General features: G+C 68.1%; 12 protein-coding genes. 8 read left to right on the forward strand and 4 right to left on the reverse strand.

Annotated elements, in window-relative coordinates; translation table 11 throughout:
- The 3 genes from V1Y59_RS20910 to gltB form a co-directional block, all read right to left on the reverse strand.
- The gene (locus V1Y59_RS20910; protein ID WP_330506964.1) at positions 1-1,215 is read right to left on the reverse strand and encodes a TetR/AcrR family transcriptional regulator; all 1,215 of its coding nucleotides are present in this window, start codon (positions 1,213-1,215) and stop codon (positions 1-3) included.
- Between the two features lie 162 nt (positions 1,216-1,377).
- Entirely contained in the window at positions 1,378-2,832 is a 1,455-nt protein-coding gene (locus V1Y59_RS20915) for a glutamate synthase subunit beta (protein ID WP_330506965.1), read from the reverse strand.
- Positions 2,825-7,411: a glutamate synthase large subunit gene (gene gltB / locus V1Y59_RS20920; protein WP_330506966.1), complete on the reverse strand. Its 4,587-nt coding sequence runs from the start codon at positions 7,409-7,411 to the stop codon at positions 2,825-2,827. Before gltB ends, V1Y59_RS20915 begins: the two co-directional genes overlap by 8 nt.
- Positions 7,412-7,768: 357 nt before the next feature.
- Here gltB and V1Y59_RS20925 point away from each other — a divergent pair, with 357 nt between their 5' ends.
- Complete coding sequence (locus tag V1Y59_RS20925; protein ID WP_330506967.1) at positions 7,769-8,785, forward strand: alpha/beta hydrolase; 1,017 nt, start codon at positions 7,769-7,771, stop codon at positions 8,783-8,785.
- Here the strand turns inward: V1Y59_RS20925 and V1Y59_RS20930 are convergent.
- The gene (locus tag V1Y59_RS20930; protein ID WP_330506968.1) at positions 8,769-10,976 is read right to left on the reverse strand and encodes a DUF2254 domain-containing protein; all 2,208 of its coding nucleotides are present in this window, start codon (positions 10,974-10,976) and stop codon (positions 8,769-8,771) included. The two genes, V1Y59_RS20925 and V1Y59_RS20930, sit on opposite strands and share 17 nt — an antisense overlap.
- A gap of 330 nt (positions 10,977-11,306) precedes the next feature.
- Between V1Y59_RS20930 and V1Y59_RS20935 the strand changes: the two genes are divergently transcribed.
- From V1Y59_RS20935 to purU, 7 genes are read left to right on the forward strand one after another with little or no spacing between them, the layout of a single operon-like run.
- Complete coding sequence (locus V1Y59_RS20935) at positions 11,307-12,599, forward strand: aromatic ring-hydroxylating oxygenase subunit alpha (RefSeq protein ID WP_330506969.1); 1,293 nt, start codon at positions 11,307-11,309, stop codon at positions 12,597-12,599.
- Positions 12,599-13,717 carry an FAD-binding oxidoreductase gene (locus tag V1Y59_RS20940; protein ID WP_330506999.1) on the forward strand — a complete coding sequence of 373 codons (1,119 nt, stop codon included), beginning with the start codon at positions 12,599-12,601 and terminating at the stop codon, positions 13,715-13,717. The genes V1Y59_RS20935 and V1Y59_RS20940 overlap by 1 nt, the downstream gene beginning before the upstream one ends.
- 11 nt (positions 13,718-13,728) lie before the next feature.
- A complete protein-coding gene (locus V1Y59_RS20945; protein WP_330507000.1) occupies positions 13,729-14,937 on the forward strand; it encodes a sarcosine oxidase subunit beta family protein in 1,209 nt (402 codons plus the stop codon).
- An 18-nt stretch (positions 14,938-14,955) separates the two neighbouring features.
- Complete coding sequence (locus V1Y59_RS20950) at positions 14,956-15,255, forward strand: sarcosine oxidase subunit delta (RefSeq protein WP_330506970.1); 300 nt, start codon at positions 14,956-14,958, stop codon at positions 15,253-15,255.
- A complete protein-coding gene (locus tag V1Y59_RS20955) occupies positions 15,252-18,098 on the forward strand; it encodes a 2Fe-2S iron-sulfur cluster-binding protein (protein ID WP_330506971.1) in 2,847 nt (948 codons plus the stop codon). The genes V1Y59_RS20950 and V1Y59_RS20955 overlap by 4 nt, the downstream gene beginning before the upstream one ends.
- Positions 18,091-18,708, forward strand: a complete 618-nt coding sequence (locus tag V1Y59_RS20960; RefSeq protein WP_330506972.1) for a sarcosine oxidase subunit gamma — start codon at positions 18,091-18,093, stop codon at positions 18,706-18,708. The genes V1Y59_RS20955 and V1Y59_RS20960 overlap by 8 nt, the downstream gene beginning before the upstream one ends.
- 9 nt (positions 18,709-18,717) lie before the next feature.
- Positions 18,718-19,566 (forward strand): formyltetrahydrofolate deformylase, encoded by an 849-nt coding sequence (gene purU / locus V1Y59_RS20965; RefSeq protein WP_330506973.1) that lies wholly within the window; start codon positions 18,718-18,720, stop codon positions 19,564-19,566.
- Positions 19,567-19,594 lie beyond the last annotated feature (28 nt).

The following is a 19,594-nucleotide window of genomic DNA, read 5'->3' on the forward strand; positions in this document are numbered from 1 at the left end:
TCAGGTGACGAGCGGTGCCTGCAGCACCGCCTTCGCCAACCGGTGTGCGTGGCCGGGGAGTTCCGGACCGCGCAGCCCGTCGACCCGCACCACCCCGTCCATCACGGCGAGCGTGAGATCCACGAGAGTCTGCGCCTCGTCGGCACGCAGTTCCGGTCGGCACAGCTGCACCAATCGCCGCCACTCACCGACATAGTCGAGGTAGGTCCGGGCCAGCGCCATCATCTCGTCGGGGTCGAGCATCACGGTGTGCGACAAGCACACTGCGATCAGGTCCCAATGGGCCTGCGCGAACCGCGCGTACCCCGACACCAGCATGTCGAGCGCGATGGCGGGATCGGTGGTCTGCGACAGCACCCGGCCGAGCTCCAGCCACATGGCGTCGAATGCCCGGTTGACCCCGCAGACGAGCAGTTCGCGCTTGCTGGCGAAGTGGTTGTAGACGCTGGGCCCGGCTATCCCGACGACCTCGCCGATGTCGTCGAGGCTCACGTTGGCGTACCCGTCGACGGCGAACATGGTGATCGCCGCGTTGAGCAACGCCTCCCGCCGCGCGACGGGCAGAAGGCCGGTCGCGGGCTCGGTCGGCACCGGGCTGCTCTCGTCGACCGTGCCGTTGGCGGGCCACTGATGGGGTTCCTCGCCGTCGCCCCGACAGGCGTTCACGACGGCCCGGACGGCGGTGAGCATCATGCGCTGCCGGTCGCCGGCAGGCACCGGCAGCGGCCGGTGCCCGGGCCAGTTCACGATGGCCAGCACCGCCCACGCCGCGACGCGCGAAGGGACGCCGGCAGGGCCTGCACCCTGCGCGATCGCCTTCTCCAGCGACTCGGACACGCCGACGATCCGCAGCCGCAATAGGGCTCGATCGGCTGGGCGGAGATGCCCTCTGTCGCGGCTCCACAGCTGGTCCATCGCCTGGGAGTCGTCGGCGATGCCCACCACCCGGCTCACGCACTCGAACGGGTCGTCGCAGTCGGCGAGCGTTTCCTCGTACCGGCTCAGCGCGTTGTCGAACACCGCCACCAGCAGTTCTTGCTTGTTGCGGTAGTGGCGATACAGCGCGCTCGGGACGATGCCCACGCCCGCGGCGATGTCACTCATCGACACACTGTGGTAGCCCGAGGTGCGGAACAACTCCGCGGCCGTCGCGAGAATTCGCTGTTTGCGATCCTTGGGACGGACGCGCCGGTCCTCCGCGGACGCTGTGGTCATGGGAATCCTGTCAGGTTCGCGCCTGGACGGACCCCCGCTTCTTGGGGGCACCTGTATGCACCACTGTGCCCTAGCCGACGGGACATTGCACCGATGTCGGGAAAGTGCTGTTCCGCGCGTCGGGTGGCCGACCTGTCCGAACGGTCAGGTCGGCCGTCCGGATCAGCGCTGGGCGACCTGCGTGGGCACGATCGGCGCGGGAAGGTCGGACCGGCCGGCGAGGTAGGCGTCGGCCGCGGCGGCGGCCGACCGGCCCTCGGCGATCGCCCACACGATCAGCGACTGGCCACGACCGGCATCGCCGGCGACGAAGACGCCGTCCTGGCCGATGGCCGCGAAGTCGTCGTCGCGCTTGATGTTGCCACGCTGGTCGTACTCGACGCCCATCTTGTCGAGCAGGTCCTCACGTTCCGGACCGACGAAGCCCATGGCGAAGAGGACCAGGTCGCACTCCAGCTCGAACTCGCTGCCCTCGACCTTCTCGAAGCGGCCGTCGTTCATCACGACCTCGTGGGCCTTGAGTCCGGTGACCTTGCCGTTCTCGCCGAGGAACTGCTCGGTGCTGACCGAGTAGACGCGCTCGCCGCCCTCTTCGTGCGCCGACGACACCCGGTACATCAGCGGGTAGGTCGGCCACGGGGTGGACTCGGCGCGCTCGATCGGCGGCTTCGGCATGATCTCGAACTGGTGCACGATCTCGGCGCCCTGGCGCAGCGAGGTGCCCAGGCAGTCGGCGCCGGTGTCGCCGCCACCGATGATGACGACCTTCTTGCCCTTGGCGGTGATCTGTCCGTCGACGGTGTCGCCGAGCTGCACCCGGTTGGCCTGCGGCAGGAACTCCATCGCCTGATGGATGCCGTCGAGCTCGCGGCCCGGGATCGGCAGATCGCGACCGATGGTGGAGCCGTTGGCGAGGATCACCGCGTCGAAGTCGGCACGCAGCTGCTCGACGGTGACGTCGACGCCCACGTTCACGCCGGTCTTGAAGACGGTGCCCTCGGCCTCCATCTGCTCGAGGCGGCGATCGATGTGGCGCTTCTCCATCTTGAACTCGGGGATGCCGTAGCGCAGCAGCCCGCCGATGCGGTCGGCCCGCTCGAACAGCGTGACGTCGTGTCCCGCGCGGGTGAGCTGCTGTGCGGCGGCGAGTCCGGCGGGACCCGAACCGACCACCGCGACCGACTTGCCGGTCTTCTCGGTCGGCAGGACCGGCGTGACCCAACCGTTCTCGAAGGCGTTGTCGATCAGCTCGACCTCGACCTGCTTGATCGTCACGGCCGGCTGGTTGATGCCCAGCACACACGACGCCTCACACGGCGCCGGGCACAGCCGCCCGGTGAACTCCGGGAAGTTGTTGGTGGCGTGCAGTCGCTCGATGCCGTCGAACCAGCGGTCCTTGTAGACCAGGTCGTTCCACTCCGGGATCAGGTTACCCAGCGGGCAACCGTTGTGGCAGAACGGGATTCCGCAGTCCATGCACCGGCTGGCCTGAGTCTGCAGCTCCTTGTGGTCGAAGTCGGTGTAGACCTCGTTCCAGTCGAGCAGACGCAGTTCCACCGGCCGACGGTCCGGCAGCTCGCGTTCGGTGTGCTTGAGAAAACCTCTGGGGTCAGCCACGTGCGGCCTCCATGATCGCTTCGTTCACGTCTCGTCCGTTGCGCTCCGCGGTCTCGATCGCGAGCAACACGCGCTTGTAGTCACGCGGCATCACCTTCGAGAACTTGCCGCGGGTGTTCTCCCAGTCGGCGAGTACCGCTGCTGCGACGGGGGAATCCGTCTCGGCACGGTGTTCGTCGACGATGGCGGCGAGGAACTCGATGTCCTCGTCCTCGAGCTCCTCGATGTCGACGAGTTCGGTGTTCAGGTTGTCGCCGAGCTTGCCGAACGGGTCGTACACGTAGGCGATACCGCCCGACATGCCGGCCGCGAAGTTGCGTCCGGTGTCACCGAGGACCACCACGCGTCCACCGGTCATGTACTCACACCCGTGGTCGCCGACGCCCTCGACGACCGCGGTGACGCCCGAGTTGCGGACGCAGAACCGCTCGCCGACCACACCGCGGAGGAAGATCTTGCCGCTGGTGGCGCCGAACCCGATGACGTTGCCGGCGATGATGTTGCCTTCGGCGACAAAGCCTTCCGGCGCGTTGCGGGCGGGTCGCACCACGAGGCGTCCGCCGGAGAGTCCCTTGCCGACGAAGTCGTTGGCGTCACCCTCGAGTCGCAGCGTGATGCCCTTGGGCACGAATGCGCCGAAGCTGTTGCCGGCCGATCCGGTGAAGTCGATCATGATCGTGCCGTCCGGAAGGCCGTGTGCCCCATAGGCCTTGGTGACCTCGTGGCCCAGCATCGTTCCGACGGTGCGGTTCACGTTGGTGATCTTCGAGCTGAACGACACCCGGGTGCCGCTGTCGATGGCCTCCCGACTCTGCGCGATCAGCTGCTGGTCGAGTGCCTTGTCCAGCGAATGGTCCTGGACGCCGGAGCAGTACAGGTCCTGGTTCATGAACGGCGATTCCGGCATCGCGAGCACCGAGCTGAGGTCGAGCTTGCCGGCCTTCGACGACCCCCAGTGCGACAGGGCCTTCGCCGTGTCGAGGGCCTCGACGTGTCCGACCGCCTCCTGCAGGGTGCGGAACCCGAGGCGCGCCAGCAGCTCTCGCACCTCTTCGGCGATGAACATGAAGAAGTTCTCCACGAACTCCGGCTTGCCGGTGAACCGCTCACGCAGCAGTGGATTCTGCGTCGCGACACCCACCGGGCAGGTGTCGAGGTGGCAGACGCGCATCATGATGCAGCCCGACACCACCAGCGGTGCGGTGGCGAAGCCGTATTCCTCGGCACCGAGCAGCGCGGCCACCACGACGTCGCGGCCGGTCTTGAGCTGTCCGTCGACCTGGACGACGATCCGGTCGCGAAGTCCGTTGAGCAGCAACGTCTGCTGGGTCTCGGCCAGGCCGATCTCCCAGGGGGCGCCGGCATGCTTCATCGACGTCAGCGGGGTCGCGCCGGTGCCGCCGTCGTGGCCGGAGATGAGCACCACGTCGGCGTGCGCCTTCGACACACCCGCGGCGACGGTGCCGACACCGACCTCGGAGACCAGTTTCACGTGAATCCGGGCCTGCGGGTTGGCGTTCTTCAGGTCGTGGATCAGCTGCGCGAGATCCTCGATCGAGTAGATGTCGTGATGCGGCGGCGGCGAGATCAGGCCAACGCCCGGCGTCGAGCCGCGCACCTCGGCGACCCACGGGTACACCTTGTGCGGCGGGAGCTGTCCGCCCTCGCCGGGCTTGGCGCCCTGGGCCATCTTGATCTGGATGTCGGTGCAGTTGGTGAGGTAGTGCGACGTCACGCCGAAGCGGCCGGACGCCACCTGCTTGATCGCGCTGCGCCGCCAGTCACCGTTCTCGTCGTGATGGAACCGTCGCGGATCCTCGCCGCCCTCACCGGAATTCGACCGGCCTTTGAGGCGGTTCATGGCGATGGCGAGGGTCTCGTGGGCCTCGGCGGAGATCGAGCCGAAGCTCATCGCGCCGGTGGAGAACCGCTTGACGATCTCGCTGGCCGGTTCGACCTTGTCGATCGGGATCGGGTCGCGGTCACCGAAATTGAAGTCGAACAGCCCGCGCAGCGACGCCATCTTGGCCGACTGGTCGTCGACGAGCTTGGTGTACTCCTTGAAGACCTTGTACTGCCCGGTGCGCGTCGAATGCTGCAGCTTGAACACGGTGTCCGGGTTGAACAGGTGGTATTCACCCTCGCGGCGCCACTGGTACTCGCCGCCGACCTCGAGTTCGCGATGCGCACGCTCGGTGGGCCGGTCGGTGAACGCCAGACGGTGCCGGGTCGCGACGTCGTCGGCGATCTCGTCGAGACCGATGCCGCCGAGCTGGCTGTTGAGACCGGTGAAGAACTCGTCGACCGTCTCCTGCGAGAGGCCGATCACCTGGAACAGCTGCGCGCCGGTGTAGGAGGCGAGGGTGGAGATGCCCATCTTCGACATCACCTTCAGCACACCCTTGCCGGCGGCCTTGATGTAGTTCTTCTTGGCCGTGGCGAAGTCGATGTCGCCGAGCGCACCGCGCTCGACCATGTCCTCGATCGACTCGAACGCCATGTACGGGTTGACCGCGGCGGCACCGAAGCCGACGAGCGCGGCCACATGGTGCACCTCACGGCAGTCACCGGACTCGACGACGAGGCCGACGCGGGTGCGCTTGCGCTCGCGCACCAGATGATGGTGCACGGCCGAGGTGAGCAGCAGCGACGGGATCGGGGCGAGCTTCTCGTCGGACTCGCGGTCGGAGAGCACGATGATCGACACGCCGTCGGCGATCGCAGCGCTCACCTTGGCCCGGATCTCGTCGAGCGCGCGGCGCAGGCCGGCGCCGCCCTCGGACACCTCGTAGAGGCCGTGGATGTGGGCGCTGCGGAAGTCCGGCAGGTCGCCGTTCTCGTCGATGTTGACCAGCTTGGCCAGGGTGTCGTTGTCCAGGACCGGTTCGGGCAGCACGATCTGGCGGCAGGATTCCGGCCCCGGGTGCAGGAGGTCGGCCTCGCGGCCGATGGTGCCGCCGATGCTGGTGACGACCTCCTCACGGATGGCGTCCAGCGGCGGGTTGGTGACCTGCGCGAACATCTGCTGGAAGTAGTCGAACAGCATCCGCGGCCGGGCCGACAGCACCGCGATCGGGGTATCGGTACCCATGGAGCCGATCGCCTCGGCGCCGGTCTTGGCCATCGGCGCCACCAGCAGGTTCATTTCCTCGGTGGTGTAACCGAACACCTGCTGGCGCAGGGTGACCCGGTCGTGGGCCATGTGCACGTGCGGCAGCGCCTCGACGTCGTCGATGTGCACGAGACCCTGGTCGAGCCACTCCTGATACGGGTGCTCGGCGGCGAGTTCGTCCTTGATCTCCTCGTCGTCGACGATGCGACCGGCGGCCGTGTCCACCAGGAACATGCGGCCCGGCTGCAGGCGCATCTTCTGCACCACGTCGGCGTGGTCGATGTCGAGCACACCGACCTCCGACGCCATCACGACGAGGCCGTCCTTGGTGACCCAGATGCGGCTGGGGCGCAGACCGTTGCGGTCGAGCACCGCACCGACGACGGTGCCGTCGGTGAAGCACACCGACGCCGGTCCGTCCCACGGCTCCATGAGCGCCGAGTGGTACTCGTAGAACGCCCGGTGCTCGGGCTTCATCGACTCGTGCCGTTCCCACGCCTCGGGGATCATCATCAGCACGGCGTGCGGCAGGCTGCGGCCACCGAGGTGCAGCAATTCGAGCACCTCGTCGAAGCGGGCGGTGTCCGACGCACCCGGGGTGCAGGTCGGGAAGATCTTCTCGGCGATGTCGCCGTCTCCGAACTGTGCCGCGTCGATCAGCGCCTCGCGGGCCCGCATCCAGTTCTCGTTGCCGGTGACGGTGTTGATCTCACCGTTGTGGGCGACGCGGCGGAACGGATGCGCCAGCGGCCACGACGGGAAGGTGTTGGTGGAGAAGCGGGAGTGCACGAGTCCGAGCGCGCTCTCCACCCGCGAATCCTGGAGATCGAGGTAGAACTCGCGCAGCTGCGGGGTGGTCAGCATGCCCTTGTAGACGAAGGTCTGACCGGACAGGCTCGGGAAGTACACGGTCTCGCGGCCGGGACCGTCGGCGCCGGCGCCCTTGGTGCCGAGTTCGGCCTGGACGCGCTTGCGCACCACGAACGCCTTGCGCTCGAGGTCCATGCCCTCCGCACCGGCGATGAACACCTGGCGGAACGTCGGCATCGCGTCGCGGGCCAGCGCCCCGAGCGAGGTCTCGTTGGTGGGCACCTCACGCCAGCCGAGCAGGGTGAGGCCCTCGGCCTCGATGATCTTCTCGACACCTTCGGTGGCCGCGCGTGCGTCCTCTGAACCCTGCGGCAGGAAGGCGATGCCCGTGGCGTAGGAACCCGGCTCGGGCAGCTCGAAGTCGACGGTCTCACGCAGGAAGCGGTCCGGGACCTGGATCATGATCCCGGCGCCGTCGCCGGTGTTCGGCTCGGCGCCGGCCGCACCACGGTGTTCGAGGTTCACCAGCGCGGTGATGGCCTTGTCCACGATGTCGCGGCTGCGACGTCCGTGCATGTCGACGACGAATGCGACACCGCAGGAGTCGTGCTCGTTGACCGGGTCATACAGCCCCACGGGGCCCGGAGCATGCTTCATAAGTTCGCCTCTGTGTGCGCGACGCTGCGCACGCATTCACCCTCGAGTGTCTGATCGCGACACTGTGACGTCTGTCCTTGCCGACGCTGCCACGGCCGGTGAGGCCCTCCCGCAATCGTTGGGCTGACCTGGGAGGTCCTACGGCCACTGGCGGCGTCCGTGTCAGCTCCGTTGCTGACGGTGCACCCGGGGTCGACTGGTCGCCCCGGCACCACCCTGCTCACGCGAAAGCATTGTCAGCCATTTTCTCACGGCAGGTGCCCGGTATCGAAATCCGGATAGCACAACTGTGATGATTTCGCAGCGTATGCAGCGCAAATGTCGCACGTGAGACGCTCACAGGGTTAGCGTCGTGATGTGAGTGTACGGACCACCGATCAGCAGTGGCGCCCGGACGGGCCCGGCTCGGTACGCGCGCGAGCCGTCAACACCTATCTCGCCCGGGTCGCCCACCCGCTGATGGTGGCGAGCATGGGTAGATCCGGACCGTCGCCGCGCCGGATCGCCGCCATGCGGCCGGGGCTGAACCGGTCGCTGGTCGCCCTGGCTCCCACGCCTGGTGGGACCCGCATCGACCCGGTGCGCGACCGTCGCACCGGGGGCGACGGTGTGCCGGCCGGACAGGTGCGCGGTGAATGGGTGAGCGCGCACGGCGGCCCACCGCGGCCCGCCACCCCCGATGACACCCGGATCATCTATTACCTGCACGGCAGCGGCTACGTCGTCTGTTCGGCGCGCACGCATCGCGGACTGGTGGCCCGGCTGTCCCGACGGACGGGATGGTCGGCGTTCAGCCTCGACTACCGGCTCGCGCCCGAACACCGATTCCCCACCGCCGGCGACGACGCCATCCGCGGCTACCACTGGCTGCTCGACCAGGGCTACCAGCCGGACCAGATCGTGGTTGCCGGCGATTCCGCCGGTGGGCATCTGGCACTCGATCTGATCGCCGACAACCATCGCCGCGGCGTCGGTCAGCCGCGCGGACTGGTGATGTTCTCCCCGCTCTATGACCCGACATTCGATCTGGCGGTCGCCAACCAGGCCCGCGGGGCCCGCGATCCGATCATCGATGCCGTTGCCGCCCAACGGATTCTGCAGCTCTACACCGGGACGACCGAGCCCGACCACCCGCGCATGCGCATCGCGCTCGACGACACGATGGCCCTCCCGCCCACACTCATCCAGGTGGGCGGACTCGAGGTGATGGGGGACGATGCACGGGCGATCGCGCGGGTGATGCGGACCGCCGGAGGCGATGTGCGCCTGCAGGAATGGCCCGGCCAGGGGCATGTGTTCCAGATGTTCGGCCGGTTGATCCCCGAATCGCGTCTCGCACTGCGCGAGGCGACGCGCTTCATGTCGACGTGTTGATGCGGATACGGCGGTGCCGGACCCGCCCGGCCTCCGACCCGTACCCCTGACGGTCGGCCGCCTCGGCGAGCCGCCGATCCAACTCGGCGCGCCAGTCCTGGTCGATCTCCGCGTCGAGGGCCTCCATCCGCGCCCGCAACGGTTCCTGCTGGTCATCGGCGCACTCTTCGGCCAACGTCTCGTAGAGCGCCCGGAGCCGGCGTTGCACCTGGATCGAGTTGTGCCCGTAGTGGCGGATCTGGTCGGTCCCGATCCCCACGTAGTCGGCCCAGGTACGCCGGTAGCCGCTGATCATCGTGAGCGTGCTGCTCTTCTCTTCCGCGGCGACCCTCGGTGCCAGCATCAACAGCAGGTCACCGGCATGATCGATCGCCTGCACCGCGCGGCTCGGGTCGTTGATGGCGGGTGACAGCGCCTTCAGCGCGACATCGGAGATCGCCTGCAACGCCGCCGCAGGGCTGACCGACGGCCGATGCGTGTCGCCGAACAGCAGGCACCCGAGCAGCGGTGCGGGCCGGACCTGCCGGGCGTCGCCGATGATCTCGAACACGCCCGCGTTGTGCGGGACGTAGTCGCCGACGCCGACGAGCAGGTCGACCCGGACGCCCCAGCGCACCGCGAGCCGCTGGATGCGGCCCAGGTTGATCGCGAGCAGCACCCGCCCCTGGGTGGGGGCATCGCGGAGCGTCACCACGAGGCTCACTGGCAGGGGATCGTCCGGCAGGGAATCGTCCGGCAGGGAATCGTCCGGCGGGGGACTGCCCGTGCTGATCGGCTGCGATCTGATCGGTTGCTTCCCAACATCGCGCGGATGATCCGGATAGAGGCGTCGCACGGCCGCACGACCCTCGGATTCGATCCAGCGCAGCAACTGGGTGGAGTTCAGGATGCTGCCGACCTTGCCGATCAGCACGATGAACTGGAATGCGCTCGCCAGGGTGAGCACGATGGCGATCGCGGTGGAGACCACCGGGGCCTCCGCCTCGTCGGCGACGGTGGTGAGGTCCACGGCCACGATCACGGTGAATGCGAACGTGGCGAGGAACAGCCCCACCGAGGCCCGCATCACCCGGTCCTGCTGCAGCATCGGGATGACGCGGATCGAGATCTGCGACGCGCCGAACTGCATTGCGAGCGTGACGGCCGTGAACACCAGGCCGGTCAACGTGGCCATCGCTCCGGCGATCACACCGAGCAGCGTCGCGGTGGTACTGGCGTCCAGTTCTCGGGATCCGAATGAATCGTCGATGCCGATGGAGATCAGGCCGGCGACGATCGCCACCGCGACCATGAACATGGGCAGCCGCCACGGCGGGTCACGCTTCAGATCGCGTTTGGTCCGACGCCAGCGGATCGCGGTGACGATCCGGTTCGGCGACGACGCCGGCGTTGCCAGACCCGGCGCGGGGGCGGCGGGACGCACCGGCTGCTCCGGGACCCCGAATCTGCCGGCCACCCACTCCTGGAACAGGATCTTCCATCGCACGACCGGCTCCCGGTATCGACGTTCCCGCGCAAGCGACTTCTGTTGTTTGCCCTGCTTCTCCCCGTACCGCCACCGCGCCCACGGGGAGCGCGGCCGGGCCACCCGCCACGCCCCGACGATCAGCAACGGCGGCAGGAACATACCCAGCAGACCGGTCCACACCTTGCCCTTGAGCAGGGTGATGACGGCCAACGCCACCACGAGAATCAGCGAGATCAGCAATCCGATGCGGGTCGACCCGTCGGTCGTCGCGCGGTACTCGTCGACCTCCGCGAACCCGATCGGCCGCAACCCGAGCAGGAACAACAGCCCGATCGCGATCGCCACGAACACCGCGTCGATCGACGTGCGCCCTTCCTCTTCCCAATACACGTCCCGTAGGTGCAGGATGAGCGCGAACTCGTCGAGCACGAGCGCGCAGCCGATGCCGAAGACGGCGGCCAGGACGCAGTTGGCGATCGGCGTCTCGAAGCTCGCCAGTGCCACGAAGCCGAACCCCGACAACAACATCGCGATCATGCCGAAGAACTCGTGATGCACGTGGACGCCGCCCGGGGTGACGTTGCCCGGCCACCAACTCACCTCGGCACGGATCATGCGGACGCTGATGCGGATGAACAGAAACGTGAGGACGAACGCGACGAGCAGGAAGAACAGCGGCAGCCGGCCCGTGTCCACGATCGCATCGTCGAACCACCGCGTCATGGTCCGACCCTACCCGGGATCGTCTACCGGATCCGGCCTCTTCACCGCTTCACGATCTTCGGTGGACCCGCAGATCTGACGGGAAATCTCCGCAAACCGGACGGGCCGCCTACCTGCACCGATCCCCGCGCGGAGCGGCCGGGCGTCGCGCTTGACAGCACACCCGACAGGCCGCACACTTGTTGCATGAGCTGCGCAGTGTTGCGTAATGCGCAACTCGGAAGCACCGAGGGTTGTGCGGCCCCGCCGCGGTCGACGTAGACCGGGGCGTGGGAACCGCATCGAGTGATCCATGTAAATCCCTGGCAGAGATTGGTATTCGCTTCCACGATGACCACCCGACTCATACCGTTCATCCGTGACCGCGCGGTCGGACAGAGCCTGCCCGCCCCCTTCTATGTCGATCAGGAGTTCTTCGATCTCGATCTCGACGAGATCTTCTCCAAGCGCTGGCTTTTCGTGGCAGCCGAGGCCGAGATCGCCGAACCCGGCGACTACGTCACCATCACCTTCGGCACCCGATCGGTCATCGTCACCCGCGACGATGCCGGACGGGTCCGCGCCCACCACAACGTGTGCCGGCACCGTGGCGCGCGGTTGCTCACCGAGTCCGGCGGCTCGACCGGCACCATCGTGTGCAGCTATCACTCGTGGACCTACGGCATGGACGGGCGGCTCCTCTACGCCGACGCACAGGCGCCCGGCTTCCAGAAGTCCTGCTACTCACTGCGTTCCGTCCACGTCCGGACGATCGCGGGCCTGGTCTTCATCTGCCTGGCCGCCGAGCCGCCCACCGACATCGACGAGGTGGCCGAGATCGTCGAGCCCTATCTGCGGCCGCATGGCCTCGCCGGCGCGAAGGTCGCCAAGCAGACCGACCTCGTCGAGGACGGCAACTGGAAGCTCGCGATGGAGAACAATCGGGAGTGCTACCACTGCGACGGGCACCCCGAACTGCTCAACGTGTTCTTCCCGACCTGGGGATACAGCGACAACGAGGCCATCCCGGGCCGGCTCCGACCGGTGTTCGCCCGGTACCGTCAGGCCACCGCCGAGCTCATCGAGATCTGGGACCGACATGGCCTCCCCTATCCGAGGATCGAGCAACTCGACACGCGTACAACCGGATTCCACATCGAGCGCGAGGCGATGGATCTCGCCGGCGAATCGTTCACGCTGGACGGCACCATCGCGTGCACCCGGCTGCTCGGCGACTTCGGCGAGAAGCGCCTCGGCCGGTTGTCGATGCACATGCAGCCCAACATGTGGCTGCACGTGACCAGCGACCACGCACTACTCTTCTCGGTCATCCCGATCGCCCCTGACAAGACGCTGGTCCGGACCACCTGGCTGGTCCACGCCGACGCCGTCGAAGGCGTCGATTACGACCTCGACCGCCTCACCTCGGTCTGGGACATCACCAATCAGCAGGACGCCGATCTGGTGGCCCTCGCACAGCAGGGCATCAGCAGCCCCGCCTACATTCCCGGCCCCTACGGTCCGTCCGAGTTCCAGGTCGAGGCGTTCATCAACTGGTACATCACGGCATTGCGGGCCAATCTCGCGATCCCTGCCGCCCCGATCACACCCACCCTGATCACCGACACCGCCGAGACCGCGTGATGACGGCCCTGCAGGAACGCCCGGAATCGGTCGGCGCCGCCACTGACGCCGCCACCGCGACGGACCACCACCTCGTGTGCGTCGACCGCGCCGATGTCACCCGCGACATCACCACCTTCACCTTCCGTGTTCTGCCGCACATGGCCCTCGACGCCGCCGGGTCCGGTTCCGGCACTGAGTCGTTGACGCTGGTTTTCCAGCCCGGACAGTTCCTCGCGTTCACCCTGCAGATCGACGGCCGGGAGGTGCAGCGCTGCTACAGCATCTCGTCACCGCCGACCCGGCCCGGGACGATCTCGATCTCGGTCAAGCGTGTCGTCGGCGGGCACGTCTCCAATTGGCTGCACGACAACATGGTGCCCGGGATGATGGTGTGGGCGTCGGGCCCGATGGGACGGTTCAGCTTTCACGCCCGGCCGGCCGACAAATACCTGTTCATCTCGGCGGGCAGCGGGATCACGCCGGTGATGTCGATGGTCCGGACCATCACCGACTCCGAGGCGCCCACCGACATCGTGTTCGTGCACAGCGCCCCGACGGTCGAGGACATCCCGTTCCGCGACGAACTCGAGGACCTCGCGCAGCGCTACCCCAACGTGAACCTCGCGTTCGCGGCGACCCGCATGCCGGTCGACGAGCTGCCCGAGTGGACGGGCCACCGCGGCCGGGTGGATCAGCAGATGCTCGCCCGGGTCTGCCCCGACCTCGGTGAGCGCGTCGTCTTCCTCTGCGGTCCCGGACGGTTCCGCAGCGGCGTGCGCAGCGCGCTCGTCGCAGCGGGTGGCGATCTGTCGCTCATCCACGAGGAGAGCTTCGGATTCAGCCTGCCGACCGCCGACGACGCCGCCGATCCCGCGGGTGTCGTCGTCGACTTCACCCGACGCTCGCGCCGCATCACCGTCGCGCCCGGGACGACCATCCTCGCGGCCGCGGCCGCCGCCGGGGTCACCCTGCCCTCGACCTGCGGCGTCGGCCTGTGCGGCTCCTGCAAGGTGACCAAGCTGTCCGGCGACGTGGTGATGAATCACCAAGGCGGCATACGCAACCGCGAGATCACCCAGGGCAAGATCCTGCTCTGCTGCTCCGAACCCCTCTCGCCCGTCGAGATCGACTTCTAGGAATGACCACGATGACCGTGCCCCATCCCGACTTCCTCTGGCACAACCCGGAGCCCGAGTCGACCTATGACGTCGTCATCGTGGGCGGTGGCGGCCACGGTCTGGCGACCGCCCACTATCTGGCCCGCAATCACGGCATCACGAATGTGGCTGTGCTGGAACGTGGTTGGCTGGCCGGCGGGAACATGGCGCGCAACACCACCCTGATCCGGTCCAACTACCTGTGGGACGAGAGCGCCGGTATCTACGAGCACTCCCTGAAATTGTGGGAGGGCCTCGAGGACGAACTCGGATATCCGATCCTGTTCAGCCAGCGCGGCGTGCTGAACCTGGCCCACACCGAACAGGACATCCGCGACAGTGTCCGGCGCGTGGAGGCCAACCGGCTCAACGGTGTCGACGCCGAGTGGCTCGACCCCAAGCAGGTCGCCGAGGTGTGCCCGATCGTCAACACGTCGGCGGACATCCGCTATCCCGTCCTCGGCGCCACCTTCCAGCCGCGCGGCGGGATCGCCAAGCACGACTACGTCGCCTGGGGTTTCGCGCGCAGCGCCACCGAGGCCGGCATCGACATCATCCAGAACTGCGAGGTGACCGGATTCGTCACCGACGGCGACCGGGTGACCGCGGTCGAGACCACCCGCGGCCGGATCGGGGCGGGCACCGTCGCGCTGTGCGCCGCCGGCCACACCTCCACCCTCACCGACCAGCTCGGCTTCCGGGTGCCCGTGCAGAGTCACCCGCTGCAGGCACTCGTCTCCGAACTGCTCGAACCCATCCACCCCACCGTCGTCATGTCGAACGCCGTGCACGTGTACGTGTCGCAGGCCCACAAGGGTGAGCTGGTGATGGGTGCCGGCGTCGACTCCTATAACGGCTACGGCCAGCGCGGCGCCTTCCACATCATCGAACGCCAGATGGCTGCCGCCGTGGAACTCTTCCCGGTGTTCGGCCGCGCCCGGCTGCTGCGCACGTGGGGCGGCATCGTCGACGTGACCCCGGACGCGTCACCCATCGTCGGCGCCACGCCGTTCGACAACCTGTACCTGAATTGTGGTTGGGGCACCGGCGGATTCAAGGCAACCCCCGGTGTCGGGTGGTGTCTCGCCCACACGATCGCCACCGGGGCGCCACACGACATCAACGCGCCCTTCACCCTCGACCGCTTCGTCACCGGCGCGCTCATCGACGAGCACGGCGCCGCAGCAGTGGCGCACTGAACCCGGAGGATCAGCCCGATGCAACTCATCGAATGTCCACATTGCGGTCGCCGCGAGGAGACCGAGTTCCAGTACGGCGCCGCCGCCGGGATCGCCTACCCGCCGGTACCGGCCGACCTCGACGACGAGGCCTGGGCGCACTACTTGTTCTTCCGCCCGAACCCCAAGGGCGTCATGACCGAACGCTGGTTCCACGGAGCCGGGTGCCGGCAGTGGTTCACCGTCGACCGCGACACCGTCACCTACCAGTTCGTCGGCACCTCCGCCGCCTCTCGTGTCCGGTCCGGCACCGACGTCCCCGATGGAGCACCATCATGACCCAGTCCTACCGCGTGCCGGCACATCGCCTGCCGGAGGGCGGCCGGATCGATCGCGACCGCACCATCGAGTTCACCTTCGACGGCACCACGTATACCGGTCACCCCGGCGACACTCTCGCGTCGGCCCTGCTGGCCAACGGAATCCGCACGATCACGACCAGCGTGAACCTCGGCCGGCCGCGCGGCATCACCGGATCGTGGGCCGAGGACGCCACCGCTCAGGTCGGCGTCGACGCCCCGTTCGTCGAGCCGATGGTCCCCGCGACCACCGTCGACCTGTGCCCGGGACTCGCCGCGCACGGTGTCCCCGGCTGGGGCAAGCTGAGCGCCGACCCCGACCCCGCGCGCTACGACTCGCTGCACCACCATCCCGACGTCCTGGTCGTCGGTGCGGGTGCGGCCGGGTTGATGGCCGCGCTGATGGCGGCGCGGGCGGGGTGCACGGTCCTGCTGGTCGACGAGCGGAGCGAACCGGGCGGCGCCACGCCGTGGGCCTCCTGGGTGCAGGGCGCGGTCGACGAGTTCGACGCGTACCCGCGGACCACCCGGCTGACCCGCACCACCGCTTTCGGCGGCTACGACGACGGGTTCGTGCTCGCCGTCGAGCGACGCACCGACCACCTCGGCACGGACGCCCCGCCACACATCTCCCGGCAGCGGGTGCATCGCATCCGGGCCCGCCGGATCGTTATCGCGACGGGCGCACATGAGCGCCCGATCGTGTTCGCCGACAACGATCTTCCCGGTGTGATGCTCGCCGGTGCGGCCGCCGACTACCTCCGCCGCTACGCGGTGCTGGCCGGTACGTCGTCGGTCGTCTTCACCGCCTGCGACTCCGCCTACGACGCGGCGTTCGCCCTCGCCACGGCGGGGATGACCGTCAGGGCGATCGTGGACGTCCGCCCCGTGGTCTCCCGCGATCTCACCGAGCGTGCACGGCACCTGGGTATCGACGTCCACACGTCCGGCATGGTGCTGCGCGCGGTCGGCGAGGGCGGCGCCGTGACCGGGGCCGAACTCTCGGCGCCCGGTCTGCCCGCCGGCACGATCGTCGACTGCGACACGCTCATCACCAGCGGCGGCTGGAATCCGGCGGTGCATCTGTGGAGTCAACTGCGCGGTGCCATCGCCTTCGATGAGCACGCCGGCGCCTTCGTGCCCACGGGCGATCTCCCGAACGTCGAGATCGTCGGTGCGGCCAACGGTTTGGTCACCACCGGCGCCTGCCTCACCGACGGTCGGCGCGGTGGACTCGCCGCACTGCGATCGCTCCGGCACACCCTGCCGGAGTACCGGGGTGTGCCGCGCGTCGACGAGCGCACCCCGGCCGCGCCCGCCGTGTGCTGGCGGGTGCCGGCCGAAGCCTCCTCGGCGACGACCTCTTTCGTCGACCTGCAGCGTGACGCGACCGTCGCCGACATCGCCCGCGCGATCGGTGCCGGGATGCGTTCGGTGGAACATGTCAAGCGTTACACCACCATCGGTACCGGCCACGACCAGGGCAAGACGTCGGGCATCGTCGCGTCCGGTATCACCGCTGAGCTACTCGGTATCGGTATCGGTGACGCCGGCACCACCACATTCCGGCCGCCGTACACTCCGGTCTCGTTCGCGGCGTTGGCCGGGCGGGATCGCGGGGCGCTGTACGACCCGGTCCGCCGGACCCCGATCCACGACTGGCACGTCGAACGTGGCGCCGTGTTCGAGGACGTCGGCCAGTGGAAGCGGCCCCGCTACTACCCGCGCGGCGGGGAGGACATGGAGTCGGCCGTGCTCCGCGAATGTGGCGCAGTCCGAGGTGGTGTCGGCATCCTCGATGGCTCCACGCTCGGGGTCATCGACGTCGCCGGGCCGGATGCACCACGGCTTCTCGACCTGCTCTACACCAACATGATGAGCAGTCTGGCCGTCGGCAAGGTGCGCTACGGCGTCATGTGTGGCCCGGACGGCATGGTGCGCGACGACGGCACCGTACTGCGCGTCGCCGACGACCGCTACACCGTGTACACCACCACCGGCAACGCCGCCGCGATCCTCGACTGGATGGAGGAGTGGCATCAGACCGAATGGCCCGAGCTGAGGGTGTGGACGACGTCGGTCACGGACCAGGTCGCCACCTTCCCGGTCGTCGGGCCGCGGTCGCGTGACGTCGTCGGCGCCGTGTTCGCCGGGTTGGACGTGTCCAACGAGGCCTTCGAGTTCATGGGCTGGCGCGACACGACGTTCGGCGCCGACGTGCCGGTGCGCATCGCGCGGATCAGCTTCTCCGGCGAACTCGCCTTCGAGGTCAACGTCGGAGCGGGCCACGCCCCGACGGTGTGGCGAGCGCTCGTGGAAGCCGGTGAACCGTACGGGATCACGCCGTACGGAACCGAGACGATGCACGTTCTGCGCGCCGAGAAGGGCTATCCGATCATCGGTCAGGACACCGACGGCACCGTCAGCCCACATGACCTCGGCATGAGTTGGGCGGTGTCCAAGAAGAAGCCCGACTTCATCGGAAAGCGATCGTTCGCCCGCGCGTCGAACACCGCCGCCGATCGCAAGCAGCTCGTCGGCCTGCTGCCCACCGACGGCTCGACACGGCTGCCGGAGGGATCACAGATCATCGATCACCGCGGCGACCGCACCCTGCCGCCACCGCCGGTCCCGATGCTCGGCCATGTCACCTCCAGCTACCGGAGCGCCGAACTCGGCCGACCCTTCGCGCTGGCCCTGGTCAAGGGCGGACAGGCGCGACTGGGCGACCGACTCGACGTCCCCATCGGCGATGTCCTGTGCGAAGTCGAGGTCACCTCAACAGTTTTCGTCGACCCGGAAGGAGCACGCCGCGATGGCTGAGATGATCGGATCCCCGATCGGTCCCCTGGACGCCTGGGCGGTGCGGTTCACCGGCCTCGCACCGGCGGTGTCGCTCGCGTCGGAGCCAATGCCGCAGGTGGTCGTCCGCACCGACAACGCCGGCGTCATCGAGGCGCTCGACCTGCCTTCGGCGTGCCGAATCCGGCGCTACCGCAACGAGACCGCCATCTGGCTCGGTCCGGATGAGTGGCTACTCACCCACGAGGGGATGGCGCCGCATGAGTGGGTTGCGGAGGTGGAGGGGCGGGTCTCGATACGCGGCTCCTTCGTCGCCGCTACTCGACCAACGAATGGGGCCTATGTGCTCGACGCCTCCGGCCAGCGCACCCGCCTGGTCCTCGGCGGCCCGCATGCGACGGCCATCCTGCGGCACGGCTGCGCGATCGATCTGTCGCCGGAGGCGTTCGGCGACAACGACGTCGCGCAGACCCTGCTGGCCCAGGCAGGCGTGATCGTGCACCGCGAACACGACCGGAACGGAACCGGTGACGGCTTCGTGCTCTACGTCCGCAGCTCGTTCGCCGAATATCTCGCGGAGTGGATCGTCGACGCCGCCACCGAGTACCTCCTCCCCCACCCGACTTCCTGAGGGACCGCCATGTCCGATGTGTTCACCCTGACCCTGCGTTGTCCGTCCCGCGCCGGGATCATGCACGCGATCAGTTCGTTCCTGTACAGCCACGGATGTGAGGTGATCGACCACCGACAGTTCGACGACCCGATCACCCACACGCTGTTCGTGCGGACGGAGTTCACGTCGGCCCGGGCGTCGACCGGGGCCGAGCTGGCCGCCGCCTTCGACTACCTGGCCAGCGGACTCGACGCCACCTACGAGGTCAGTGACCACGCGCCGCAGCGAATCCTGGTGATGGTCTCCAAGCTCGGTCACTGCCTCAACGACCTGATCTTCCGGTGGCGGGCGGGCACGCTCGGCGGCGAGCTCGTCGCGGTGGTGTCCAATCACACCGACCTGCGGGCGATGGCGGAATCGGCCGGACTGCCGTTCCACCACGTCCCGATCGCCCCGGACACCAAGTCCGACGCCGAGTCCGAGATGCTGCGTCTCGTCGACGAGTACGACGCCGACCTCGTGGTGCTCGCGCGCTACATGCAGATCCTCTCGGATCAGACCTGTGCCGCGCTGCGCGGCCGGGCGATCAACATCCACCACTCGTTTCTGCCGGGGTTCAAGGGCGCCAAGCCATATCACCAGGCACACGAGCGCGGTGTGAAGTACGTCGGCGCCACCGCCCACTACGTCACCCCCGACCTCGACGAGGGACCGATCATCGAGCAGGAGGTGATCCGCATCGATCACACCCATGATCCGCGGCGTCTCGCGACAGTCGGCAGCGATGCCGAGGCGCTCGCGCTGTCCCGCGCTGTCCGTTGGCATTCCGAACGCCGGGTGCTGATGAACGGCACCAGCACCGTCGTCTTCAGCTGAACACCACCGTTGGTCGAGTAAGCCCGCG

It is taken from the genome of Gordonia prachuapensis, from assembly GCF_036350515.1.
In the GTDB taxonomy this organism is placed as follows: Bacteria; Actinomycetota; Actinomycetes; order Mycobacteriales; family Mycobacteriaceae; genus Gordonia; species Gordonia prachuapensis.